The organism is Sphingosinicella sp. SM1-17 (assembly GCF_056821765.1).
Map to the genome: position 1 here is coordinate 1,212,610 of NZ_JBPDIO010000001.1, position 21,671 is coordinate 1,234,280.

The following is a 21,671-nucleotide window of genomic DNA, read 5'->3' on the forward strand; positions in this document are numbered from 1 at the left end:
ATGCAACTGGGCCGACTCAACCATATCGGAGTCGCGACTCCGTCGATCGAGAAGAGCATCGCGCTCTATCGCGAGATGCTCGGCGCGACCAAGATCCACGAACCCCTCGACCTGCCGCCGCAGGGGGTGCGGGTCTGCTTCGTCGACACCCCGAACAGCCAGATCGAACTGATCGAGCCGCTTGGACCGGATTCGCCGCTCAACAATTTCCTGGCGAAGAACCCCGCCGGCGGGCAGCACCACATCTGCTTCGAAGTGCCCGACATCTTCGAGGCCAAGGCCGAGATGGAGTCGAGGGGTGCGAAGGTGCTCGGCGAACCGCGAATCGGCGCCCATGGCACGCCCGTGATTTTCGTGCATCCGAAGGATATGGGGGGCGTTCTTGTAGAGCTGATGGAGACTCCCAAGGGTGAGCACTGACAAACCCACCCGGACCGACTGGGAAACGGCAGCCGCCAAGGAGGTGAAGGGGAAGGACCTTACCTGGCGAACGCCCGAAGGGATCGACGTCCAGCCGCTCTACACGGCCGAGGATTCGGCCGAGATCGATCCGGGCCTGCCGGGCTTCGCGCCATATACCCGCGGCCCCTATGCTTCCATGTATACCGGGCGGCCCTGGACGATCCGGCAGTATGCGGGCTTTTCGACGGCCGAGGAGTCCAACGCTTTCTACCGGCGCAATCTCGCTGCCGGGCAGAAGGGACTCAGCGTCGCCTTCGACCTCGCCACCCATCGCGGCTACGATTCCGATCATCCGCGGGTGGTCGGCGACGTCGGCAAGGCGGGGGTCGCGATCGACACGGTCGAGGACATGAAGATCCTGTTCGACGGCATTCCGCTGAACGAAATGTCGGTGTCGATGACCATGAACGGCGCGGTGCTTCCGGTCATGGCCTTCTACATCGTCGCTGCGGAGGAGCAGGGGGTTGCTCAGGCGCAGCTGTCCGGAACGATCCAGAACGACATCCTCAAGGAGTTCGCAGTCCGCAACACCTACATCTATCCGCCCGAACCCTCGATGCGGATCGTCGCCGACGTGATCGCCTATTGCGCGCGCAACATGCCGCGCTTCAACTCGATCTCGATCAGCGGCTATCACATGCACGAGGCTGGGGCGACGGCGGTCCAGGAACTCGCTTTCACCGTGGCCGACGGCATGGAATATGTTCGCGCCGCTCAGGCCCAGGGGCTGGACGTCGACGAGTTCGCGCCCCGCCTTTCCTTCTTCTTCGGCATCGGAATGAACTTCTTCATGGAGGTGGCGAAGCTTCGAGCGGCCCGTCTCCTGTGGCACCGGATCATGGACGGGTTCGGGGCGAGCCATCCCAAGTCGAAGATGCTTCGCACCCATTGCCAGACCAGCGGTGTCTCGCTCACGGAGCAGGATCCCTGGAACAACATCATCCGAACGACGATCGAGGCCATGGCCGCCGTGCTCGGCGGAACCCAGAGCCTGCACACCAACAGCTTCGACGAGGCGATCGCTCTTCCGACCGACTTCTCGGCGCGGATCGCCCGCAATACCCAGCTTGTTCTGGCCGAGGAAAGCGGGATCACCAACGTCGCCGATCCTCTCGGCGGTTCCTACTATGTCGAGGCGCTGACCCAGGAGCTCGCCGACAAGGCCTGGCAGCTGATCGAGGAAGTGGAAGGGCTCGGCGGAATGACCGGCGCGGTGGCCGAAGGCATGCCGAAGCGGCGGATCGAGGAGGCGGCCGCCGCCCGCGCTGCCGGGATCGATCGGGGTGAAACGGTGATCGTCGGGGTCAATCGCTACCGGCCGGACAACGAGCCCCCGATCGACATCCTGCAGATCGACAACGCCAAGGTGCGTGCCGACCAGATCGCCCGGATCGAACGGGTCCGCGCCAGGCGCGACGAGGCGGCTTCGAAGGCGGCACTCGAAGCCCTTCGTGAAGGCGCCAAGGGTCAGGCCAACCTGCTTGCGCTCGCGGTCGAGGCGGCCCGGGCGCGGTGCACGCTCGGCGAGATTTCGGCCGCGCTCGAAGAAGTCTTCGGGCGATACGGCACCACTCCAAAGCCGGTGCGGGGAATCTATGGCGGGGCGTATCGGGGCGATCCCAGATGGACTCAGGCACAGGCCGGGATCGCCGCGGTCGAGCGCCGGCTCGGGCGCAAGCCGCGGCTGCTGGTCGCCAAGATGGGTCAGGACGGGCATGATCGGGGCGCCAATCTCGTGGCCTCGGCTTTCGCCGATCTCGGCTTCGAAGTGATCCCGGGGCCGCTGTTCCAGACTCCCGTCGAAACGGCGAAGCTCGCCATCGATCAGGACGTGGATGTCGTCGGCGCCTCCAGCCTCGCTGCAGGCCATCTGACCCTCGTCCCTGAGCTGATCGGGCACCTTCGCGACAGGGGACGGGCCGACATCAAGGTCGTCGTCGGTGGGGTGATCCCTGCGCAGGATTATGACGCTCTCCGCGAGACCGGCGTCCAGGCGATCTTTGGCCCCGGAACCAATCTCGTCGATGCGGCCGGCGAGGTGCTGAGACTGCTCGGGCACAACATGCCGCCGCTCGAAGAGGCGACCGAGTGAACCGGAAAACCGAAGATGTCGTGAGCGCGCAAACGTCTTCGGGGGTGAAGGGCTTCCTATCGACCGAACAGGAGTTTCTATCTTGAAAGCGATCCGCACCGACTGGACCCGTGACGAAATCGCCGACTTGTTCGGGCGACCGCTGATCGACCTGCTGTTCGAAGCCCAGCAGGTCCATCGCCGCTGGCATTCGCCCAACGAGGTCCAGCTCTCCACTCTTCTGTCGATCAAGACAGGAGGGTGCCCGGAGGATTGCGGCTATTGCAGCCAGTCCGCTCATGCCCGGACCGGTCTTCCGGCAAGCAAGCTGATGGACGTCGACTCGGTCCTTACCGCCGCCGCCGAGGCCAAGGCTGCAGGTTCGGCGCGGTTCTGCATGGGTGCGGCCTGGCGCAACCCCAAGGAGCGCGACATGGACGCTCTTTGCCAGATGGTCGCGGGCGTGAAGGCGCTCGGCCTCGAAACCTGCATGACGCTCGGCATGCTCACGCCCAGCCAGGCAGACCGGCTCGCTGCTGCAGGGCTCGACTATTACAACCACAATCTCGACACCTCGCCCGAACATTATGGCGAGATCATCACCACCCGCACCTATCAGGACCGGCTTGAAACGCTCGAGCATGTCCGCGCTTCGGGCATGGCGGTGTGCTGTGGCGGGATTGTCGGAATGGGGGAAAGCCGCGCCGATCGGATCGGCTTTCTCCATGCGCTCGCCACTCTGCCAAGGCATCCCGAAAGCGTTCCGATCAACGCCCTCGTGCCGATCAAGGGCACGGTGCTCGGCGACATGCTCGCCGACACGCCGCTCGCCAGAATCGACGATATCGAGTTCGTCCGAACAGTCGCCGTGGCGCGGCTCACCATGCCGCGATCGATCGTCCGACTCTCCGCTGGCCGCGAGAGCATGAGCGAAAGCACTCAGGCGCTCTGTTTCCTGGCTGGTGCCAACAGTATCTTCACCGGAGACAGGCTTCTCACCACCGGCAATGCCGGAGCAGGCGCGGACTCGAACTTGTTCCACAAACTGGGATTGAGACCGATGACGGCTCCCGAGCCGGCGCGGGTGGCCGCCGAATGATCGCCGCAGCCCTCCTCCTCGCTCTGCTTCAGCCGGTAAACGCGCTCGAGGAGGACAGCACCTTCTCCGATCGTCAGCCGGTGCGGCTGGCGCCGCTGCCGCTCGACCGGGCGCTTGGTGCCTTCCGCGACATCTGCGTGGCGACCCTCCCGGATCATGCGGCGTTCGATTCGGCGGCGGCCGCCTCTGAGCTCGGCTTCGTCCGACTGGAGGAGCCGCAGCGCGGAGCTTCGGAATGGAGCTCGCAGCACGGCCACATCACCCTTCGCCAGGCGCAGCGGCGGGAGTCGGCTGAACGGCGCGAGCGCCGGGCCGGCCGGGCTCCTCGCCAGCGTTGGCAGGATAGATGCGATTTCTGGGTCGCCGTGGAGGAGCGCCACGAAACTCAGGCCCTGCTGTCGGCAATCGGTCAGCAGCTGGCGGGCGGCCGGCCGCATGTCGAGGAAATTATCGGGGCTTCGTGGAACCTGGGCGCCAGCCCCGCCGGCGGATCGCTGAGGCTGGTCTATCTACCGGCACACGAGGACGATCCGCGCCTTTTCACCTTGTCGCTGCAGCGACTTCCTGACAATCCGCCACGCTGATGTTCAACAAGATCCTGATCGCGAACCGGGGCGAGATCGCCTGCCGAGTCATCCGAACCGCCAAGAAAATGGGCATCCGGACCGTTGCGGTCTATTCCGATGCCGATGCGCGCGCGCCGCACGTGCGGATGGCGGACGAAACGGTCCGGCTCGGGCCTCCGCCGGCATCGGACTCCTATCTCAATGCCGAGCTGATCATCGACGCCTGCCGGGCGACCGGGGCCGACGCGGTCCATCCCGGCTACGGCTTCCTGTCCGAACGGACCAGTTTCGCCCAGGCGCTTGCCGAAGCGGGAATCGCTTTCATCGGACCGCCGCCGAACGCAATCGCCGCAATGGGCGACAAGATCGAATCCAAGAAGATCGCGAAGGAAGCCGGGGTCAATGTCGTGCCCGGCTATCTCGGCGAAATTGCAGACACCGAGGAAGCGGTCCGAATCGCCTCGGAGATCGGTTATCCGGTAATGATGAAGGCCTCCGCAGGCGGCGGCGGCAAGGGCATGCGGCTGGCTTATGGCGAGCGGGACGTTCGCGAAGGTTTCGAAGCGACCAAGCGCGAAGGACTCGCCAGCTTCGGCGACGACCGGGTGTTCATCGAGAAGTTCATCGAGAGCCCTCGGCACATCGAGATCCAGGTCCTGGGCGATCGGCACGGGAACATCGTCTATCTCGGCGAGCGCGAATGTTCGGTTCAGCGCCGCCACCAGAAAGTCGTCGAGGAAGCGCCTTCGCCTTTCGTCACGCCGGAAATGCGCAGGGCCATGGGCGAACAGGCGGTCGCGCTCGCTCGGGCGGTCGGCTACTACAGTGCAGGCACGGTGGAGCTGATCGTCAGCGGCGCGGACCCGACCGGCAAAAGTTTCTACTTCCTGGAGATGAACACCCGCCTGCAGGTGGAGCATCCGGTGACGGAAATGGTCACGGGCCTCGATCTGGTCGAGCAGATGATCCGGATCGCCGCTGGCGAAAGGCTCGGCTTCACCCAGGATGACGTGATCCTCAAGGGCTGGTCGGTCGAAAACCGGGTCTATGCCGAGGACCCGTATCGCGGCTTCCTTCCCTCGACTGGCCGGCTCGTCCGGTATCGACCTCCTGCGGAGCGGGACGGGGTCCGGGTGGACGATGGAGTCTTCGAAGGCGGCGAAGTCAGCATGTTCTACGATCCGATGATCGCCAAGCTGATCACCTATGGCGAGACTCGCGAGCAGGCGATCGATCGACAGATCGAGGCGCTGGATGCGTTCCTGATCGAAGGGATCGGCCACAATATCGATTTTCTGTCGGCGCTGATGCAGCATCCCCGCTTCCGTTCGGGGGCTCTGACCACCGGGTTCATCGCCGAAGAGTATCCGGAAGGCTTCACCGGTGCTCCGGCCGACGAGCAGCTGGTCGGCGATCTCGCCATCATCGCTGCACTTGCCGGCTATGAGGTCGATCGGCGGGGCTGTTCGATCAGCGGGCAGCTCAACGGGCCGGTCGAGGCCCCGGAGCTGCGGGTGGTGAGGATTGCCGGGACCGAACATCGCGTTCGGATCGAGCCTTATGAAGGCGGCTTCCTGGCCTTTCTCGACGGAGGCGAGCCGAAGGACGTGGTCGGGCGCTGGCGGCCGGGACAGCTGCGTTTCCGCGGCACGATCGATGGTCGCGCGCGGACGGTCGCTGTCAACCGGCGGGGGAGACAGTGGCGGCTCACGACTCGAGGCGCGTCGCACCTGGCCGACGTTCTGCCTGAGCATGTTGCCATGCTCAGCCGGTACATGATCGAGAAGGTCCCGCCGGACCTTTCGAAATTCCTGATCTGCCCGATGCCCGGCCTGTTGACGGCGCTTCACGTCGGAGAGGGCGATCGGGTCGAGGCGGGGCAGCCGCTCGCCGTCGTCGAGGCGATGAAGATGGAGAACATCCTGCGGGCCGAGAAAGCCGGAACCGTCAAGTCGGTCCGGGCTCGTCCAGGGGACAGCCTGGCCGTCGACGCCGTGATCCTGGAGTTCGATTAACCCTCGGGCGCGGCCGGCGCGAGAACCGAGTCGATCGAGTGGACGACGCCGTTCGAATGTATCTGATCGGCCTGAGTCAAACGTGCCCGCCGCTCACCCTCGCCGATCAGGATCGTATCGCCTTCTCGTGAAAGACTGAGCGTTTCGCCGCTCATCGTGGCCAGTTCGGCTCGGCCCTGTGCCTGGTCGATCGCGCGGCGAAGATCGGCGGCCGTCACCGCTCCAGGGACGATATGGGCGCTGAGCAAGGCTCTCAGCCGCTCCCGCCGCTCGGCTGGGGCGGATTCCCCGCCATCGGCTCCCACAAGCGAGGCCATGGCCTCGTTCGCCGGTACGAAGACGGTGTAAGGACCGGCCCCGCGCAACGCCTCCGTCAGACCGGCGGTATCCAGGGCCTGAACGAAAGCGCGGTGATCGCCGGAGTTTGCGAGCGAATCGCCTACGGTCGTGCGGCTTTCCGCCTTCGCTTCGGGTTGCGCGGCATTGGCGGCCGCCAGATTGTTGTTGTCGGGATCGGTCTCACCGCAGGCTGCAAGCCCGGCGGCGAGACCGATTGTCAGAAGGAAACGGGACTTCATCCGGTTCTCCGATCAAACGACCAGCGAAATGATCTCCTGGATCAATCGGGTTTGCGGATCCACCTCGTAGATCGATCCGTCGGCATAACGATACCAGGCGTCATTCGTATCCGCGTAGCGGTCCCGATAATCGAGCGGGACGTTGTAAACGTCATAGCCTGCCGGAAGCATGTCTCCGACGCCCAACCCGCCCAGCCCGCCGACTCCGCTGGTCAGAAGCGCGACTATTCCGTCGACGAGCATCGAATCGCTGTTGACGCGGTAAATGGCGCTATCGTCATAACGGTACAGATAGTCGGAGCTGTCCGGATAATAGGACCGGTAGGCGAGAGGCACGTTGTACACCTCGTAGCCGAGCGGCATCGGTTCACCGACGAAGAGGTCTGTGGCGAGCAGCGGGAAGACGGCGTTCACCAGCGAACTGCCGCGATCGACGCGATAGATGTAGCCGGCATCGTCATAGCGATAGGTCCACTGGTCGCTGTCGGTGAAGCGGTAGCGGTACCGATCCGGCAGATCGTAGGTGTCGAACCGGTCGGGAAGTCGCTGGCCGATCAATTGTGCCCGTCGCAGCTGGCCCGGCGGGAGGCAATATGGGTTCTTGCGCGCCAGACCCGGAGGACAGCCGTCCACGCGCCCCGACAAGGGCTCCAGTCGCTGGTAGCGAGGCCGCTCGAGAGTGTCGAAACGATCCCGCACCACGAAGCGCTGGCGTTGCTCCCGGATTCGACCATTCACTCGGTCGCGGTCCTCGCTCCGCCCGCGTCCACGGTAGGAGGGAACCGGCTCCTGTCGGCGCGCTTCGCGGATCATTCGCCGTTCGGCGCCCGTTGATCGTTCAGCTCGGCGCTGTTCGCGGATCATTTGTCGCTCGACAGCGCGGGCCTCGCCGCCCCTGCCGCGGCTTGCCGATCTTTCGGCTGGACCGCGTCCCGAGCGAGCGGCGGCCCGGTCGTTGCCTCGATCGTTTCCACGTCCTGCTCGCTCGGCACGGCCCTGGCCCTTTCCGGGATGCGAGCGTTCGGCAGCCGCTTGTCCGCCGCCGCGGCCCTGGCCACGGTCCTTGTCGGCCGCCAAAGCGGGGGAGATTGCGGCCAGCGCTGCGGCGCCGGCGAGAAGTATCAGCTTGCGCATGACAAGATCCTTTCGTCTTGGAGAAAGAACGGAAAGCCATGCGGTGACGTTCCCCCTGTTTTCGCTCGCTTGGACGTGCCGGCGCTGCGGCCAGTCGCCGCAAAATGAAGGCGAAATGAACGGTGCAGTTTTTTGTGCTGGAAGCGCAACGAAGATTGAGGCAGTCCGTTGGGCCGCAATGATCAATTCTTCAGGCCCGATCCGAGCGCTCGCTTTGCCCGCAGTTCTTGCTGCCCTTCTCCTCGCGGCACCCGCGACGGCCCAGGACGATCGAGACGGTGCGGAGCGCAGATGGCTCGTCACGATCGGCGGGGGTGCCCAGATCAATCCCAAATATCCCGGCTCGGACGAGATCGGATTCAGTCCGATGCCGATACTCGGGCTTCGCCGGGAAGGGGCGCCACTACCCTTCGAGGCGCCTGACGAAGGCTGGGGCTTCGGATTGCTCGGCGAGGACAGCCTCTTCAACTTCGGCCCGGCCGTTCAATTCGTGAACAAGCGGGAGGAAGAAGATGTCGGCGCCCCGGTCGGCGAGGTCGATTATACCGTGGAAGTCGGCGGCTTCGTTCAGGTCTTCCCGATGCGCAATTTCCGGCTTCGGGCGGAGGGCCGCAAGGGCCTTGGCGGGCATGACGGGTGGATCGGCGATGTCGGAGCGGACTTCGTGCTCCGCGACCGGGACAATTACGTCTTCTCGATCGGTCCGCGAGCGCGCATCGCCGACGGCGAATATCACCGCACTTATTATGGCGTGACTCCAGCCGTCGCGGCGGCAACGGGCCTGCCGGCCTATGATCCGGAGGGCGGCTTCTACGCACTGGGCGTGGTGGCCGGGCTCACCTACATGCTCGACGAGAGCTGGGGTCTTTATACCTATGCCGGCTACGACCGGCTGATCAACGACGCCGCCGATTCGCCGATCACGCGCGCGTTCGGATCGCGCAACCAATATTCCGCGGGTCTGGGCATCTCCTACACCTTCGCCGTCGGCAACCTGTTCGGAGGCTGAGCCGGGAACCGCTTGTCCTGCCGCCGGTTGGCGTCGACAGGATTGGAAGGATCGGCAATGTCCCAGAAATCGGCAGGCGGCAACCCAGGCGGTCACAGCGCCAAGGGCGGTGATCCCGGAAAATCGGGCGGTCGCGGCGGCGGCGGCAAGGGAGGCAGCGGCAACAAGGGCGGAAGCCAGTCGGGCCCGAAATAGGCGCACTCAACGCGGCGTTCGACGGGCGCGGCGCTCATTATACCATTGTCGGACCATGTCGGCTGCGCAGCCCGTCATTCCGCCCGAACCGACGACAGAACAGCTGTTCGGCCGTTCGGCTCGGCTGGCCTCTTCCAGCTGTTCAGAGCGCGCCCCCCAGGATTCTTCCGAAAGCCGATCCCGGCGATCGCGGAACTCGGGCGGGATCCGGTAGCGCTCCTCTTCGGGCCGGCGGGCGCAGACGACCACTTCGTCGTCGGTGGAAGGCGGGCAGGGATCCTCGCCGAAGACCGTCACCTGAGCCTGGGGAGAGGGCTGAGCCCCCGCCGGCACGGATGCAAGAAGCAGCGGCAGCGCTAGCCAGCGTTCGTTCCACGCCATTCGATCCGCTCCGCCCCGCTTGGTTGAAGGTGCGCTATGCGGCGCCGGCCGATGAACCGATTCTGAATCCGCCGGCGGCGATCAGGTACGGCTGGAGCCGGTCTGGAGGAGCGGCGCCATGGCCAGGCTCAGGTCGTCCGGACCGTAAGGCTTGGAAACGATGCTGAAGTCCTCTGCCGCGCCCGCGACGATGTCTCGGCTGTAGCCGGTGGCGAGCAGGACAGGAACGTTCGGATGCCGTTCCCGAACCGCCTTCGCGAGATCGATCCCGTTCATTCCCGGCATGACCACATCGCTGAACAGCAGATCGACCGGCTCCTGCTCGAGCAGCTTCAGCGCGTCGTCGCCCGAGGCTGCCGAGACGACTCGGCAGCCGAGTTCCGCCAGCAAGTCTTCCGCAAACTGCCGAACGAGGTCGTTATCCTCGACCAGCAGGATCGACCGGCCGCGAAGCTCAGCCGGTCGGTCGCGGGGCTTGTCGACGGCGATGTTCCGCTTGTCGGTGCGCGGCAGGAAGATGTGGATCGTCGTTCCAACGCCGACCTCCGACTCGATCTCCACCCGGCCGCCGGTCTGGGCAGCAAAGCCGTGGATCTGGGACAGGCCGAGCCCTGTGCCCTTGCCGACCGCCTTGGTGGTGAAGAACGGCTCGAACGCCCGCTGCCGGACTTCGGGTGCCATTCCTTCGCCCGTATCGGCCAGGCTGATCCGGACGTGCTCCCCCGCCTCGTCGTTGCGGGTGGACAGGGTGATCCGGCCGCCTTCCGGCATGGCGTCGCGCGAGTTGATGGCAGCGTTGAGCAGTGCCGCTTCCAGCTGGTTCGGGTCGACCTCCACCAGCCAGAGCGAAGGCGCCAGGTCGAGCTTTACCTCGATATGGCTGCCGAGCATTCGCGAAACCATTTCGGCGAACGCATCGAGCCGAACGTTCAGATCGAGCACCTGCGGCTTCAGCGCCTGACGGCGGCCGAACGCGAGAAGATGGCTGGTCAGGGCCGAGGCGCGGTCGGATGTCTCGACGATCGCCCCAAGGTACCGCTCGCGCTTTTCGTCCGAAAGATTGCTCCGCTTCAGCATTTCGGCGGATCCGCGGATAACGGTGATCAGGTTGTTGAAGTCGTGAGCAATTCCGCCGGTCAGCTCGCCGAGCGCCTGGAGCTTCTGCGACTGGAACAGCGCGGCCCGGGCTTCGTCCAGCTCCTCCTGAGCCTTGCGCTTGTCGGTGATGTCGCGGGTCACCTTGGCGAACCCGCTCAGACGTCCCGACTGGTCGAAGATCGGATCGATCAGGACGCTGGCCCAGAAGCGAGTGCCGTCCTTCCGGATTCGCCAGGCTTCCCGTTCGTACTTCCCCTCCCGAAGCGCCGTGTCGAGCGCTCGGGCCGGTTCGCCGCTGGCGCGGTCCTCCTCGGTATAGAATCGGGAAAAATGCTGGCCGACGATCTCCTCCTCGGTATAGCCCTTGATCGCCTCGGCACCCGGGTTCCAGTTGGTCACGCAACCGTTCGGATCCAGCATGTAAATGGCGTAGTCGCGTACCCCCTGAACAAGCAGCCGGAAGCGCTGCTCGCTTTCGAACAGCCGGCGCTCGGCTTCCTTCTTCTCGGTCAGGTCGCGAGTGATCTTGGCGAAGCCGAGCAATGTGCCGTCGCGGCCGAGGATCGGATCGACGACGATGCTGGCCCAGAAGCGGCGGCCATCTTTGCGTACGCGCCATCCTTCGGCTTCAAACCGGCCTTCCGTGGCCGCCGTCGTCAGAATGTGCTCAGGCAGGCCGGCAGCCTTGTCCTCCGGAGTGAAAAAGGTCGAAAAATGCCGGCCGATTGCCTCGTCCGCCTCGTAACCCTTGAAGCGCCGGGCACCGGCATTCCAGGTTGCGATGAAGCCATCCGGGTCGAGCATGTAGATGGCATAGTCGGTGACCGCCTCGACCAGCATCTGGAACCGCTGATCGGGCGGTTGAAGAGCTGGGCTGGGCGAACGCACGACTTCCGACAAATCAGGATCCTGCAGCACAGCGGGACGTCGCATGCCGACGCCGGTCGCCTCGACTCAGCAACGCGAGCCATGGAATCTGGTGTGAAACGTAAAGCAATTGTCGGCTCCATCCAACCCTTTGGCGCGGGTCCCTAACGTCTCCCAAAGAAGAAGGGGCGCCGCGACTGGCGCCCCTTGGTCAGGATCGGCGTCCTTACATTCCGCTGACGTTGCTCTCGACCGTGGTCGGGCCGTCATTCCGATCGATCGACTCGGCTTTCTCTTCACCAGCCTCTTCGACCGCGTCCGCCCGTTGCTCAAGCGTCTCCGCCACCGTTTCGTTGGTCGCATTGTCCGCCTGCGCCTCGAGAAAGTCGGACTGGTTCTCCGCGGCCGCTTCGACATTTTCGGCGGCGCGGTCGTCGCCACCGCCGCCGCAGGCGGCCAGTGCAAGGGTGCTCGCCGCCAGCGCGCTTTTGAGCATCGAGTTCATTTCATTCCCCTTTTGTGCGGTCTGTTGATCGCGCCCCAGTCTGAGGGTTGGAGCGATCCGAAGAACTGCTCATGTTCAGCAGTCCGCCTCACAAAGCCTCAAGGTCGTTTCGGTTCCGTGCCATCTGGTCGGCTGCGACCATCGGCCCGGCCGACGCCCCGTTCGTGAAGCGTTAGGATTGGCCGCGCTAGCATGGGCCATGGCCAAGCTGACGCCGGTGCCGAGGCACCGAAGGAATGGCGGCGAGATCCGGATGATGGTCTGGGTGGGACTGATCATCGGTCTCCTGCTCCACCAGGCACTGCGCCTCGGGTCCGAACCTTCCGGCGACATCGTTCCGCGCATCGGTTTCGAGAGAAAGGAGGAGGCAGCGCAGTCCCGGCCGCAATCTGCTCTCCCAGCCGAACGCGGAGCCAGCCGCAACTCGAATGCAGGGCTTCGAGTCATTGACGGCGACACGTTCGACTATCGCGGGCTACGGATCCGGATCGCCGACGTGGACACGCCGGAGCTGCGCGGAGATTGTGCCCGGGAGGTGGAACTCGCCAGGCGTGCGGCCCGACGTCTCGAAGCGATGCTCGCAGCCGGTCCCTTCGAGCTTCACCGGCTCGCGAACGGACGGGACCAGGATCGCTATGGACGCAAGCTCCGGATCGTCGTCCGCGATGGCCGCTCGATCGGCGACGGCCTTGTTGCCGAGGGGCTGGCGCGAGCCTGGACCGGGCGCCGCGAGCCCTGGTGCTGAGGCTGGAAAGAGCGTTTCGGGACGGCTAGGTCGCCGCCATGCGGCAGGCGACCGGCCAGTTGGAGATACGCACCGAACGGCAGGGATTGCTCGACGTCACTCGGCAGGTTGCGGCCTGGGTGGAGAAACAGGGGATGGAACAAGGTCTCCTGACCCTGTTCTGCCGCCACACTTCTGCGTCGCTTCTCATCCAGGAGAATGCGGCGCCGGCAGCGCGCCGCGACTTGGAAGCCTATTTCGGGCGCATCGCTCCCGAAGATCCCGCGGCCTACGAACATGGCGAGGAGGGCCCCGACGACATGCCTGCGCATCTTCGTTCGGCCCTGACCCAGGTGCAGGTGACGATCCCGCTGATCGGAGGCGAGCTCACGCTCGGCGCGTGGCAGGGCATCTACCTCTTCGAACATCGGCGGCGCCCTCACCGGCGCGCGATCGCTCTTCATCTGCTCGGAGAATGAGTAAGCAATGAGCCTCGAATCCGTTCGCGCCTGGCTGGCGGATCATGCACCCGACCTGCCGATCATCGAGGTCGAGGAAAGCACCGCCACCGTGACCCAGGCGGCCTCGGCCCTGGGCGTCGAACCTGCCCGGATCGCCAAGACTCTGGCTGTCCGGGTCGCTGAATCGACTTTCCTCCTCGTGGCGAGAGGGGACGCCCGACTCGACAATGCCAAGACCAAGGCGGCGCTGGGCGCGAGGCCGCGAATGCTTGGGGCCGAGGAGACTTTGGCACTTACCAGCCATCCCGTCGGCGGTGTTTGCCCGTTCGGCCTGGCGACGGACCTGCCGGTCTATTGCGATGTTTCGCTCCGCGACTTCGATCTCGTCTACCCCGCCGCAGGATCGCTCAACAGTTCCGTTGCCGTGGCACCCGATCGACTGTTCGATCTGGTCGGCGAGCGATGGGTCGATCTTTGCCGTCTCCCGGACTGAGCTCTCGACAAGGGAACGCGGGGAACATATGTAGAACGCATGTCCCTGGATATTCAGCAGAAACTCGCAATTCTCGCCGACGCTGCCAAATATGACGCCTCCTGCGCCTCGTCGGGAACGCGCAAGCGGGACAGTGTCGGCGGAAAGGGGATCGGATCGACCGAAGGCATGGGAATCTGCCATGCCTATGCGCCCGACGGGCGTTGCATCTCGCTGTTGAAGATATTGCTGACCAACAGCTGCATCTTCGACTGCCGCTACTGCATCAACCGCAAGAGTTCCAACGTCCGCCGGGCGAGGTTCAGCGTCGACGAAGTGGTCGAGCTGACTCTGCAATTCTACCGGCGGAACTATATCGAAGGCCTGTTCCTTTCCTCGGGAATCATCCGCTCGCCGGATTACACGATGGAGCAGATTGTCGAGGTCGCTCGACGCCTTCGGGAAGAGCATGACTTTCGCGGCTATATCCATCTGAAGACCATCCCCGACGCCGACCCGGAGCTCGTCCGTTCGGCCGGTCTCCATGCCGACCGGGTATCAATCAACGTCGAGCTTCCGACCGAGCGCGGGCTCGAACGGCTTGCGCCGGAAAAGAGCGGCGAACGTATCGAGGGAGCGATGAAGAGCATGAAGTCGGCGATCGAGGACGGCACGGACGCGAAGCGCCGCTATCGATCGGCGCCGGCTTATGCACCAGCAGGGCAGTCCACCCAGATGATCGTCGGGGCGGACAGCGCGACCGACGGCGACATCGTCCTCAAGGCGAGCAGTCTTTACGATCGTTTCCGGCTGCGCCGGGTTTATTATTCGGCGTTCAGCCCGATCCCGGACGCAAGCGCCGTCCTACCACTGCAGCGCCCGCCGCTGCTGCGCGAGCATCGACTCTATCAGTCCGACTGGCTGATGCGCTTCTACGGCTTCAAGCCGGCGGAGGTGGTCCAGGCGGCGGATCCCTCGGGGATGCTCCCGCTCGACATGGATCCGAAACTCGCCTGGGCTCTCAAGTTTCGCGATCAGTTTCCGGTCGACGTGAACCGGGCCCCGCGCGAGCAATTGCTCCGAGTTCCCGGGCTCGGAATCAAAGCCATCGATTCGATCCTCCGGTCCCGGCGCTGGCGCAAGCTGCGCCTCGACGACGTCGCGCGCCTGACCGTGTCGCTGGCAAAGGTTCGGCCCTTCATCATTGCCGAGGGTTGGCGGCCGACCTTGCTGACCGATCGTTCCGATCTGCGGTCTCGGTTGAAGCCAAGATCCGAACAGCTCGAGCTGTTCGCCGCCTGAATCATGCCTGTCGCCACCCTCGCCCACGAAGAGGATTTTGAAGGCTGGCGCTCGGCGGCACGCTCGCTGGCGCTTCGTGGAGTGCCGGCGACGCAAGTCACCTGGCTGACCCGCGATGAGCCCGGGGAGTTGTTCACCGACGGCTCTGCGCTCGAGAATAAGGGAGATGCGGCGTTTGCAGTGCCGAGAGCCTTCGTCGAGCTCGCCCGACTCGTGATTTGCCACTCGTCGCCCGAGCGATTCTCCCGGCTCTACGCCTTGCTTCTTCGCCTGCGCAATGATCCGGAAGCCCTGGAGGATCGGGCCGATCCGCTCGTTCTCGGACTCGAGTCCATGGCCCGACAGGTGCGGCGGGACATGCACAAGATGCGGGCGTTCGTCCGGTTTCGAGAGGTCCGGACGGAGGACGGGGAATCGCGCTACGTCGCCTGGTTCGAACCGGAGCATCATATCGTCCGAGCCAATGCCGGCTTCTTCGTCCGTCGCTTCGCTGGGATGAACTGGTCGATCCTTACTCCGGAAGTGTCAATCCATTGGGACGGGCAGGCGCTAGGCGAAGGTCCGGGTGCAATCCGGGCAGAGGCTCCGGTCGGCGATCCGCTGGAGGAGGTTTGGAAGACCTATTACGCTTCAATCTTCAATCCCGCCCGGGTGAAGGTCAAAGCCATGACCAAGGAGATGCCGAAGAAATATTGGAAAAACATGCCGGAGACAGCGTTGGTCGGTGAACTGATCAAGAGCGCTCAGGCGCGCGAGGCCGGAATGTTGGAAAGCTCACGACTGCAAATCGGCGGCAATGCCCAGGCCGCTTGGGACGCGGTGAAGCAGGAAGCGATGGGCTGCACGCGCTGCGAATTGTTCAAGTGCGGGACTCAGACCGTCTTCGGCGAAGGGCCGCTCGACGCCCGGATATTGTTCGTCGGGGAGCAGCCCGGCGACCAGGAGGATCTTGCCGGAAAGCCCTTCGTCGGTCCGGCAGGGCAGTTGTTCGATAGAGCGCTAGCGGAGGCGGGGATCGAGCGTCCCCACACCTATGTCACCAATGCGGTCAAGCATTTCAAGTTCGTTCGTCGTGGCAAGCGACGAATCCACGACAAGCCCAATGCCGGAGAGATCGCCGCCTGTCGCTGGTGGTACGAGCAGGAGCGGCTGCTGATCCGGCCGCCCCTTACGGTGGCGCTGGGAGCGACGGCGGTGCGATCGGTTTTCGGGCGTGCCTTGTCCGTTTCGTCGCTGCGCGGGACCCCGCACAAGCTGGAGGATGGCGGCGAAGCCTGGGTGACGGTGCACCCAAGCTTCCTGCTTCGGGTTCGCGACAATCGCGAGGCCGAATATGCCCGCTTCGTCGAAGACCTTCATCGGATCGGGGAGCGGGCGAAAGCGATTGGATGACGGGCTGCGGAGCCGGCCTTTGCCCAGCCCGCGGAAATCGGCCCGCAACTAGACGGGAACGACCCGTCGATGGTGCCAGGCGAAGATCGCCGCCGCGCCGCGATGGGGCCGCCACGGCTCGGCCAGTTCACGGGTCTGCTTTTCTGTCGGTCGTCCGGGGAGGCCGAGGATCCGGCCGATTTCGATCTGGACGGCCAGATCTCCGGCGGGAAAAACGTCCGTTCGACCCTCCGCGAACAGGAGATAGACCTCCGCCGTCCAGCGGCCGATACCCTTGACGTGAGTGAGGGCGGCGATCGCCTCTTCATCGTCGTCGGGCAGATTGTCGAAATCGAGCCGCCCCGACAGCACATCCTCCGACAGGCTTCGAAGATAGGCGATCTTCTGCCGGGACAGGCCGGCCGAGCGCAGATCTTCGTCGCTGGTCCGGGCGATGTTCCCCGGATCCTCGACCCCGCCCGTCGCCGCCTCGACCTTGGCGAGGATTGCCGCGGCCGCCTTGATGCTGACCTGCTGGCTGATGATCGCTCGAAGCAGGGTTTCGTGGCCGCGAGGACGGATCCGCGGCTCGGGGTAGCCAATCCGCTCCAGGGAGTGGGCGAACGCGGGCTCGATCTTCGCCAGCTCGTCGAGCGAGGCCTTCAACTTGTCCGCCGTGAATCCCATCTCGTCCCCGCCTTGCGCTGCCGGGCTCCGCCTAGCATAGCGGCGCCCGCCCGCCTTCCAATTCTTGCGATCAGGACCTTTCGAATGCCGCAGCTCACCATCGTCACCCGCGACGGCACCGAGCAGACGATCGAGGCCCGGGTCGGCTGGAGCGTCATGGAGAATATCCGCGACAACGGCTTTGACGAGCTTCTCGCGCTCTGCGGCGGCTGCTGCTCCTGCGCGACCTGCCATGTCCATGTCGACCCGGACTGGATCGACAAGGTCGGCCGAGCCAAGCCGGACGAGGACGACCTGCTCGATACCTCGGATCACCGGATCGAGACCAGCCGCCTGTCCTGCCAGATCCTGTTCTCGCCCGAACTGGACGGACTTCGGGTCCGGATCGCTCCCGAGGATTGAGCAACGCCGCTAGCAGGAGCGCACCGCGTAGAGAGCGATCGCCGCCGCGTTGGATACATTGAGGCTCTCGATGCGGCCGCTGATCGGCAGCCGAGCGAGAGCGTCGCAATGGGCTTCGACATTCTGACGGATGCCTTCACCCTCCGCTCCGAGAACCAGAGCCACCCGTGACGGACCCAGAGCGTCGCGAAGAGTCATGTCGGCCTCGCCCGCCAGTCCGATTCGCCAGAAGCCTGCCGCCGCTATTTCGTCGAGAGCCCGGGCGAGATTGACGACCCGGACCCACGGCACCGTTTCCAGCGCGCCGCTCGCGGCCTTGGCGAGTGCTCCGGATTCGGGCGGCGCGTGCCGATCCTGGGTGACCAGCCCGAGCGCGTCGAACGCCGCCGCCGATCTCAGGATGGCGCCGACATTGTGGGGATCGGTGACATGGTCGAGCACAAGCAGCGGTCGTCCGTCCTCCGCCTCCTCGAGCAGATCCGCAAGCAGGATGTCCGGCAGCCGTTCGACTTCCGCGACGACCCCCTGGTGCGGCGCGTCGCGCGGGACCAGCCGAGCGAGGTCGGCGACATCGGCATAGGTGACGGGGATCGAGCGGTCGATCTCGAACTGGGCCGCCGCTTCCCGGGTGGCCCAGAGTCGAACGACTTCCCGCTCGGGATTGGCCAGTGCCGCGGAAACCGCGTGGCGTCCCCAGAAGCGTGGACGATTCTCAGCCTTGCTCGCCTGTCGCGCCTTTCGTCGCATCGCGCTCCCATGGGCGTTGCCGCCAAGCCTGGCAAGCGCTCCCGCCCGCGACCGCTCATTCCCGGCAAGAGGGCACAAACAGGCGTCGGCTTTCCGACACCGGCTCCAGTCGATCTTTTGACGGCGACTGGTCCATTCCCTCGCCGGTCGGAGGCAAGGAACTGTTGGCACGTCCCTTGCTTGATCTCGGCCAACGGCGGCTGCGCGCGTGCGGCAGGCTCAAAGGGGGACAGCAATGATCGGACTGAGCAGGAAGGCGGCAGAGTCGAACCCGGCCCTTTCCCGCTGGCTCACGGGTGCGGGGCTGGAATGCGTCCCGGTCACGCCGTGCGACCGGACGCAGCCTTTCCCGTCCATCCTGGATGTCAGCGAAGCGAGCCAGGCCTCAGGTCAGGACCTCCTGGTCGAATTCGCTCCCGGAGAGCCTGAGCTTGATCTGACCAGTGACGGCCCGACTCGGGTCCGCTTCGGCTTCGAAGACATGGCTTTTGCCCACGCGCTCATTGCCGAGCTCCTCCGACCGGCCGGCCATCCCGCCTGCGGCGAGCCAGAGAGTGCTCGTCGACTCAATCTCGTCCGCCGGATTGCGGCGAGCGACGCGTCGGTGCTCGTGCTCGGGGAGACCGGCACAGGTAAGGAAGGGGTTGCCCGGTTCATCCATGGCGTTTCCGAGCGCGCCGCCGGACCCTTCATCGCCGTCAACTGCGCCGCTCTGCCCGAATCGATGCTCGAGGCGATCCTGTTCGGCCACCGCAAGGGCAGCTTCACCGGAGCGGCCAGCGACGGCGAGGGTCTGTTCCGCGCGGCCAATGGCGGCACCTTGCTGCTCGACGAGATCGCCGAAGTTCCACTCGCTCTTCAGGCGAAGCTGCTGCGGGCGCTCCAGGAGCGCGAGGTGTTGCCGGTCGGTTCGGTTCGGGCGGAGCCGGTTGACGTCCGGATCATTGCCTGCGCGAACAAGGATCTCGGCACCGAAGTGGCCGAGGGCCGATTTCGCGCCGATCTCTACTGGCGGTTGAACGTCGTACCCGTCGAGCTGCCGCCGCTGCGCGAGCGCCGACTGGACATTCGTGCCATCGCCGCGGCTCTTCTTCTTCGCCATCACAAGCCAGACGGCCGGTTCAGCTTCCCGACGGCCGCCGCCCTCGACCGGCTGATGACGCACAGCTGGCCGGGCAATGGCCGTGAACTCGACAATGTCATCCAGCGCGCCTTGTTGCTGGGATCCGGCGGCCGGATCGAGGAGCACGACATCCTGATTGAGCGGCTTCCTTTCGCCGAACCGACTCGTCCCCGCTCGCTGGGTGCGGCTGCCCGTGCCGCCGAAGCGAGCGCGATCCGCGCCGCCCTGGCCGAAGTGGACGGCCATCGTCTCCGGGCCGCGGAGCGGCTCGGAATCAGCGAACGCACTCTCCGCTACCGGCTCGCCGAAATGCGCGCCGCGGCTGCCTAGGAGTAGAAGAGAATGTCGACCATCGACACGAGCCGGCTGATGGCCATGCGCGCGGCCATCCTGGAACAGAATAGCGCGCTTCAGCGGGCAGCCGGGCTTTCCGGTGGCGCCGCACCGGTCGAAACGGGCGACGCCGCCCGTCCAAATTTCAGCGAGGCGCTTCGGAGCGCTCTGAACCAGGTCAACGACATGCAGTCGCGGTCATCCGCGATCAGCGCATCCTATGAACGCGGCGAGACGACCGACATCGCCGCGGTCATGCTCGCTCGTCAGCAGGCTTCGGTCGGCTTCGAGGCCACGTTGCAGGTCAGGAACAAGCTTCTGACCGCCTATCGCGAAATCATGAGCATGCCGGTGTAAGATGAGCGAACTCACAGCCACGACCGATCTGACTGCAATGCCGGCTCGAGCCGGCGGTTCCGGCAATCCCCTGGGCGGGATTCGCGGGATGACCGAGAATATTCGCGCCTTCATGGCCCAACCCGCCGTGGTGAAGAGTCTTCCGGCGATCGGCTTCGCGGGGCTGATCGGCCTTGCCGCCCTGATCTGGATGCTCGTCAGTGCGCCTCCGAGCCGAGCTCTGTTTTCAGGGCTCAGCGACCAGGAAAAGGGTGCCGTCGTCGAGGCGCTGCGCAGCGGGAACATCCCCTACGAGATCGATCGATCGACCGGCGCCATCACCGTTTCCGAAGACGATTACCATCAGGCGCGGATGTTGCTCGCCGGCCAGGGTCTCCCGCGCAGCGGCCCAAGCGGCGACGAGATGATCGGCAGCCTTCCGCTCGGCGCCAGCCGCGCTGTCGAGACGGAGCGGATCCGGAGCGCTCGCGAGCTCGATCTCGCCCGAACCATCGAGGGCATCGACGTCGTTCAGTCGGCCAGGGTCCATCTTGCCGTTCAGTCGCCAAGCGTCTTCGTTCGCCAGCAGCCGCAGGCCGCCGCTTCGGTGATGCTCACGCTGGCGCCCGGCCGAACGCTGAGCGAGGCTCAGGTCCAGGCCATCGTCCATCTCGTCGCTTCCTCGGTGCCAACCCTGTCTCCGGACGGAGTCTCGGTGGTTGATCAGAATGGACGGCTGCTGTCGCGCCGCGGCGGCGGCAATGCCATTGCCGACCAGCAGCTCGAGGTTCAGACGGCGGTGGAGGACCGCTATCGCCAGGCGATCTCGACTCTTCTGACGCCGATCCTCGGGGCCGGAAACTTCACCGCCGAAGTGCATGCGGAGATGGACTTTTCCGAGGTCCAGTCGACCCGCGAGAACTTCCCGGAAGACCAGCGGGTCGTCAGCAGCGAGCAGGGCCAGGTTTCCACCGGTCCCGAATCCGTCGGCGCCGCAGTGGGCATCCCCGGCGCTCTGTCCAACCAAGCGCCGCCGCCCGCAGTCGCGGAAGCAACGCCTGAAGCGGAGCAGGCGCCAGGGGACGCGGCAGGAGCCGCCGATGCCGTTGCTGCGGCTCCGCGGACCGAAAACTACAACCGAACCTTTGCTCTCGGCCGCGAAGTGTCGGTGACTCGCCAGCAGCCGGGAACGCTCAAGCGCCTGTCGGTCGCGGTTGCTCTTCGCAATCCCGAAGGCGCCCGCCCGCGCAGTCGCCAGGAACTGCAGGCGCTGGAGCAGCTGGTGAAGGGCGCCGTCGGCTTCAACCAGGCCCGGGGCGATGTCGTGGCCCTCAGCGCTCGCGAATTCGCTCCGGCCGAAGTGGCGGAGCCGGCTTGGTACGAGGCCGAGTGGATCTGGCCGCTGGCGCGCAACCTGACGGCGCTTCTCGTGGCCGGACTCGTCGTCTTCGGCCTTGGTCGGCCGTTGCTCCGCAAGGGTTCGACACTGGTGGCCAAGCGCGCGGAGGCAAGCCGCGCCGCCCGATCCCGGGTGGGCGGCGAAATCGCCTCCGTCCTCGCCGACCGCGCCCGAAACGATCTCGACATGAAAGTGACCCTGGAGATGATCGAAGCCACGCGCGACTATGAAACCCGCGCCGCGCTCATCCGAACCTTCGTTCGCCAGGATCCAGCGCGTGCCGCACTCGTGGTGCGCGACCTGATCCGCGCCGACAGCCGGAACGGAGGCTGAA

The 21,671-nt window shown here is 65.3% G+C and carries 23 protein-coding genes; 16 read left to right on the plus strand and 7 right to left on the minus strand.

The window, feature by feature from the left end:
• The 5 genes from mce to ACRYLT_RS06180 all read left to right on the plus strand — a co-directional run bounded on the left by mce (window position 1) and on the right by ACRYLT_RS06180 (window position 6,213).
• On the plus strand, window positions 1–420 hold the full coding sequence (mce, locus tag ACRYLT_RS06160) for a methylmalonyl-CoA epimerase (protein WP_482663224.1): 420 nt from the start codon (window positions 1–3) through the stop codon (window positions 418–420).
• The gene (gene scpA, locus ACRYLT_RS06165) at window positions 410–2,554 is read left to right on the plus strand and encodes a methylmalonyl-CoA mutase (RefSeq protein ID WP_482663225.1); all 2,145 of its coding nucleotides are present in this window, start codon (window positions 410–412) and stop codon (window positions 2,552–2,554) included. The genes mce and scpA overlap by 11 nt, the downstream gene beginning before the upstream one ends.
• Before the next feature lie 91 nt (window positions 2,555–2,645).
• The gene (gene bioB, locus ACRYLT_RS06170; RefSeq protein ID WP_482665405.1) at window positions 2,646–3,632 is read left to right on the plus strand and encodes a biotin synthase BioB; all 987 of its coding nucleotides are present in this window, start codon (window positions 2,646–2,648) and stop codon (window positions 3,630–3,632) included.
• Window positions 3,629–4,216, plus strand: coding sequence for a hypothetical protein (locus ACRYLT_RS06175; RefSeq protein ID WP_482663226.1), 588 nt, complete (start codon window positions 3,629–3,631; stop codon window positions 4,214–4,216). Before bioB ends, ACRYLT_RS06175 begins: the two co-directional genes overlap by 4 nt.
• A complete protein-coding gene (locus ACRYLT_RS06180; RefSeq protein WP_482663227.1) occupies window positions 4,216–6,213 on the plus strand; it encodes an acetyl-CoA carboxylase biotin carboxylase subunit in 1,998 nt (665 codons plus the stop codon). Before ACRYLT_RS06175 ends, ACRYLT_RS06180 begins: the two co-directional genes overlap by 1 nt.
• Here the strand turns inward: ACRYLT_RS06180 and ACRYLT_RS06185 are convergent.
• Together ACRYLT_RS06185 and ACRYLT_RS06190 are read right to left on the minus strand one after the other, a co-directional pair.
• Entirely contained in the window at window positions 6,210–6,791 is a 582-nt protein-coding gene (locus ACRYLT_RS06185) for a fasciclin domain-containing protein (RefSeq protein ID WP_482663228.1), read from the minus strand. The genes ACRYLT_RS06180 and ACRYLT_RS06185 overlap by 4 nt on opposite strands.
• 12 nt (window positions 6,792–6,803) lie before the next feature.
• On the minus strand, window positions 6,804–7,925 hold the full coding sequence (locus tag ACRYLT_RS06190; protein WP_482663229.1) for a hypothetical protein: 1,122 nt from the start codon (window positions 7,923–7,925) through the stop codon (window positions 6,804–6,806).
• A gap of 178 nt (window positions 7,926–8,103) precedes the next feature.
• On the opposite strand from ACRYLT_RS06190, the gene ACRYLT_RS06195 reads away from it, so the two are divergent.
• Window positions 8,104–8,934: a MipA/OmpV family protein gene (locus tag ACRYLT_RS06195; RefSeq protein WP_482663230.1), complete on the plus strand. Its 831-nt coding sequence runs from the start codon at window positions 8,104–8,106 to the stop codon at window positions 8,932–8,934.
• A gap of 57 nt (window positions 8,935–8,991) precedes the next feature.
• Entirely contained in the window at window positions 8,992–9,129 is a 138-nt protein-coding gene (locus ACRYLT_RS06200) for a hypothetical protein (RefSeq protein ID WP_482663231.1), read from the plus strand.
• A gap of 6 nt (window positions 9,130–9,135) precedes the next feature.
• Here the strand turns inward: ACRYLT_RS06200 and ACRYLT_RS06205 are convergent, their stop codons facing one another.
• From ACRYLT_RS06205 to ACRYLT_RS06215, 3 genes are all read right to left on the minus strand, one after another.
• The gene (locus tag ACRYLT_RS06205; protein ID WP_482663232.1) at window positions 9,136–9,510 is read right to left on the minus strand and encodes a hypothetical protein; all 375 of its coding nucleotides are present in this window, start codon (window positions 9,508–9,510) and stop codon (window positions 9,136–9,138) included.
• An 81-nt stretch (window positions 9,511–9,591) separates the two neighbouring features.
• The gene (locus ACRYLT_RS06210; RefSeq protein ID WP_482665406.1) at window positions 9,592–11,448 is read right to left on the minus strand and encodes a hybrid sensor histidine kinase/response regulator; all 1,857 of its coding nucleotides are present in this window, start codon (window positions 11,446–11,448) and stop codon (window positions 9,592–9,594) included.
• 253 nt (window positions 11,449–11,701) lie between these two features.
• On the minus strand, window positions 11,702–11,980 hold the full coding sequence (locus ACRYLT_RS06215) for a hypothetical protein (RefSeq protein WP_482663233.1): 279 nt from the start codon (window positions 11,978–11,980) through the stop codon (window positions 11,702–11,704).
• A gap of 199 nt (window positions 11,981–12,179) precedes the next feature.
• Between ACRYLT_RS06215 and ACRYLT_RS06220 the strand changes: the two genes are divergently transcribed.
• Genes ACRYLT_RS06220 through ACRYLT_RS06240 form a run of 5 tightly spaced genes read left to right on the plus strand, consistent with a single transcriptional unit; the run spans window position 12,180 to window position 16,331 of the window.
• On the plus strand, window positions 12,180–12,725 hold the full coding sequence (locus ACRYLT_RS06220; RefSeq protein ID WP_482663234.1) for a thermonuclease family protein: 546 nt from the start codon (window positions 12,180–12,182) through the stop codon (window positions 12,723–12,725).
• Window positions 12,726–12,763: 38 nt separating this feature from the next.
• Window positions 12,764–13,183, plus strand: coding sequence for a secondary thiamine-phosphate synthase enzyme YjbQ (locus ACRYLT_RS06225; RefSeq protein ID WP_482663235.1), 420 nt, complete (start codon window positions 12,764–12,766; stop codon window positions 13,181–13,183).
• 7 nt (window positions 13,184–13,190) lie between these two features.
• On the plus strand, window positions 13,191–13,658 hold the full coding sequence (locus tag ACRYLT_RS06230; RefSeq protein ID WP_482663236.1) for a YbaK/EbsC family protein: 468 nt from the start codon (window positions 13,191–13,193) through the stop codon (window positions 13,656–13,658).
• A gap of 39 nt (window positions 13,659–13,697) precedes the next feature.
• Window positions 13,698–14,939 carry a putative DNA modification/repair radical SAM protein gene (locus ACRYLT_RS06235; RefSeq protein ID WP_482663237.1) on the plus strand — a complete coding sequence of 414 codons (1,242 nt, stop codon included), beginning with the start codon at window positions 13,698–13,700 and terminating at the stop codon, window positions 14,937–14,939.
• Between the two features lie 3 nt (window positions 14,940–14,942).
• Entirely contained in the window at window positions 14,943–16,331 is a 1,389-nt protein-coding gene (locus ACRYLT_RS06240) for a UdgX family uracil-DNA binding protein (RefSeq protein ID WP_482663238.1), read from the plus strand.
• A gap of 48 nt (window positions 16,332–16,379) precedes the next feature.
• Here ACRYLT_RS06240 and ACRYLT_RS06245 read toward each other — a convergent pair whose 3' ends face one another.
• Entirely contained in the window at window positions 16,380–16,997 is a 618-nt protein-coding gene (locus ACRYLT_RS06245; protein WP_482663239.1) for a DNA-3-methyladenine glycosylase family protein, read from the minus strand.
• Between the two features lie 84 nt (window positions 16,998–17,081).
• Between ACRYLT_RS06245 and ACRYLT_RS06250 the strand changes: the two genes are divergently transcribed.
• Window positions 17,082–17,399 carry a 2Fe-2S iron-sulfur cluster-binding protein gene (locus tag ACRYLT_RS06250; RefSeq protein ID WP_482663240.1) on the plus strand — a complete coding sequence of 106 codons (318 nt, stop codon included), beginning with the start codon at window positions 17,082–17,084 and terminating at the stop codon, window positions 17,397–17,399.
• Between the two features lie 9 nt (window positions 17,400–17,408).
• Here the strand turns inward: ACRYLT_RS06250 and rlmB are convergent, their stop codons facing one another.
• Window positions 17,409–18,146, minus strand: coding sequence for a 23S rRNA (guanosine(2251)-2'-O)-methyltransferase RlmB (gene rlmB / locus ACRYLT_RS06255; RefSeq protein WP_482663241.1), 738 nt, complete (start codon window positions 18,144–18,146; stop codon window positions 17,409–17,411).
• A 235-nt stretch (window positions 18,147–18,381) separates the two neighbouring features.
• Here rlmB and ACRYLT_RS06260 point away from each other — a divergent pair, with 235 nt between their 5' ends.
• The 3 genes from ACRYLT_RS06260 to fliF are packed head-to-tail and all read left to right on the plus strand — an operon-like array spanning window position 18,382 to window position 21,670.
• Window positions 18,382–19,599: a sigma-54 interaction domain-containing protein gene (locus ACRYLT_RS06260; protein ID WP_482663242.1), complete on the plus strand. Its 1,218-nt coding sequence runs from the start codon at window positions 18,382–18,384 to the stop codon at window positions 19,597–19,599.
• A gap of 12 nt (window positions 19,600–19,611) precedes the next feature.
• Complete coding sequence (gene fliE / locus ACRYLT_RS06265; protein ID WP_482663243.1) at window positions 19,612–19,959, plus strand: flagellar hook-basal body complex protein FliE; 348 nt, start codon at window positions 19,612–19,614, stop codon at window positions 19,957–19,959.
• Between the two features lies 1 nt (window position 19,960).
• Window positions 19,961–21,670: a flagellar basal-body MS-ring/collar protein FliF gene (fliF, locus tag ACRYLT_RS06270; RefSeq protein WP_482663244.1), complete on the plus strand. Its 1,710-nt coding sequence runs from the start codon at window positions 19,961–19,963 to the stop codon at window positions 21,668–21,670.
• Window position 21,671: the final 1 nt, after the last annotated feature.

Excerpts from the sequence above, each read along its gene's own strand:
- mce (WP_482663224.1), top strand. The coding sequence starts at position 1 with ATGCAACTGGGCCGACTCAACCATATCGGAGTCGCGACTCCGTCGATC.
- ACRYLT_RS06175 (WP_482663226.1), top strand. The coding sequence starts at position 3,629 with ATGATCGCCGCAGCCCTCCTCCTCGCTCTGCTTCAGCCGGTAAACGCG.
- ACRYLT_RS06180 (WP_482663227.1), top strand. The coding sequence starts at position 4,216 with ATGTTCAACAAGATCCTGATCGCGAACCGGGGCGAGATCGCCTGCCGA.
- ACRYLT_RS06185 (WP_482663228.1), bottom strand. The coding sequence starts at position 6,791 with ATGAAGTCCCGTTTCCTTCTGACAATCGGTCTCGCCGCCGGGCTTGCA.
- ACRYLT_RS06190 (WP_482663229.1), bottom strand. The coding sequence starts at position 7,925 with ATGCGCAAGCTGATACTTCTCGCCGGCGCCGCAGCGCTGGCCGCAATC.
- ACRYLT_RS06195 (WP_482663230.1), top strand. The coding sequence starts at position 8,104 with ATGATCAATTCTTCAGGCCCGATCCGAGCGCTCGCTTTGCCCGCAGTT.
- ACRYLT_RS06200 (WP_482663231.1), top strand. The coding sequence starts at position 8,992 with ATGTCCCAGAAATCGGCAGGCGGCAACCCAGGCGGTCACAGCGCCAAG.
- ACRYLT_RS06205 (WP_482663232.1), bottom strand. The coding sequence starts at position 9,510 with ATGGCGTGGAACGAACGCTGGCTAGCGCTGCCGCTGCTTCTTGCATCC.
- ACRYLT_RS06210 (WP_482665406.1), bottom strand. The coding sequence starts at position 11,448 with ATGCTGGTCGAGGCGGTCACCGACTATGCCATCTACATGCTCGACCCG.
- ACRYLT_RS06215 (WP_482663233.1), bottom strand. The coding sequence starts at position 11,980 with ATGAACTCGATGCTCAAAAGCGCGCTGGCGGCGAGCACCCTTGCACTG.
- ACRYLT_RS06220 (WP_482663234.1), top strand. The coding sequence starts at position 12,180 with ATGGCCAAGCTGACGCCGGTGCCGAGGCACCGAAGGAATGGCGGCGAG.
- ACRYLT_RS06225 (WP_482663235.1), top strand. The coding sequence starts at position 12,764 with ATGCGGCAGGCGACCGGCCAGTTGGAGATACGCACCGAACGGCAGGGA.
- ACRYLT_RS06230 (WP_482663236.1), top strand. The coding sequence starts at position 13,191 with ATGAGCCTCGAATCCGTTCGCGCCTGGCTGGCGGATCATGCACCCGAC.
- ACRYLT_RS06235 (WP_482663237.1), top strand. The coding sequence starts at position 13,698 with ATGTCCCTGGATATTCAGCAGAAACTCGCAATTCTCGCCGACGCTGCC.
- ACRYLT_RS06240 (WP_482663238.1), top strand. The coding sequence starts at position 14,943 with ATGCCTGTCGCCACCCTCGCCCACGAAGAGGATTTTGAAGGCTGGCGC.
- ACRYLT_RS06245 (WP_482663239.1), bottom strand. The coding sequence starts at position 16,997 with ATGGGATTCACGGCGGACAAGTTGAAGGCCTCGCTCGACGAGCTGGCG.
- ACRYLT_RS06250 (WP_482663240.1), top strand. The coding sequence starts at position 17,082 with ATGCCGCAGCTCACCATCGTCACCCGCGACGGCACCGAGCAGACGATC.
- rlmB (WP_482663241.1), bottom strand. The coding sequence starts at position 18,146 with ATGCGACGAAAGGCGCGACAGGCGAGCAAGGCTGAGAATCGTCCACGC.
- ACRYLT_RS06260 (WP_482663242.1), top strand. The coding sequence starts at position 18,382 with ATGATCGGACTGAGCAGGAAGGCGGCAGAGTCGAACCCGGCCCTTTCC.
- fliE (WP_482663243.1), top strand. The coding sequence starts at position 19,612 with ATGTCGACCATCGACACGAGCCGGCTGATGGCCATGCGCGCGGCCATC.
- fliF (WP_482663244.1), top strand. The coding sequence starts at position 19,961 with ATGAGCGAACTCACAGCCACGACCGATCTGACTGCAATGCCGGCTCGA.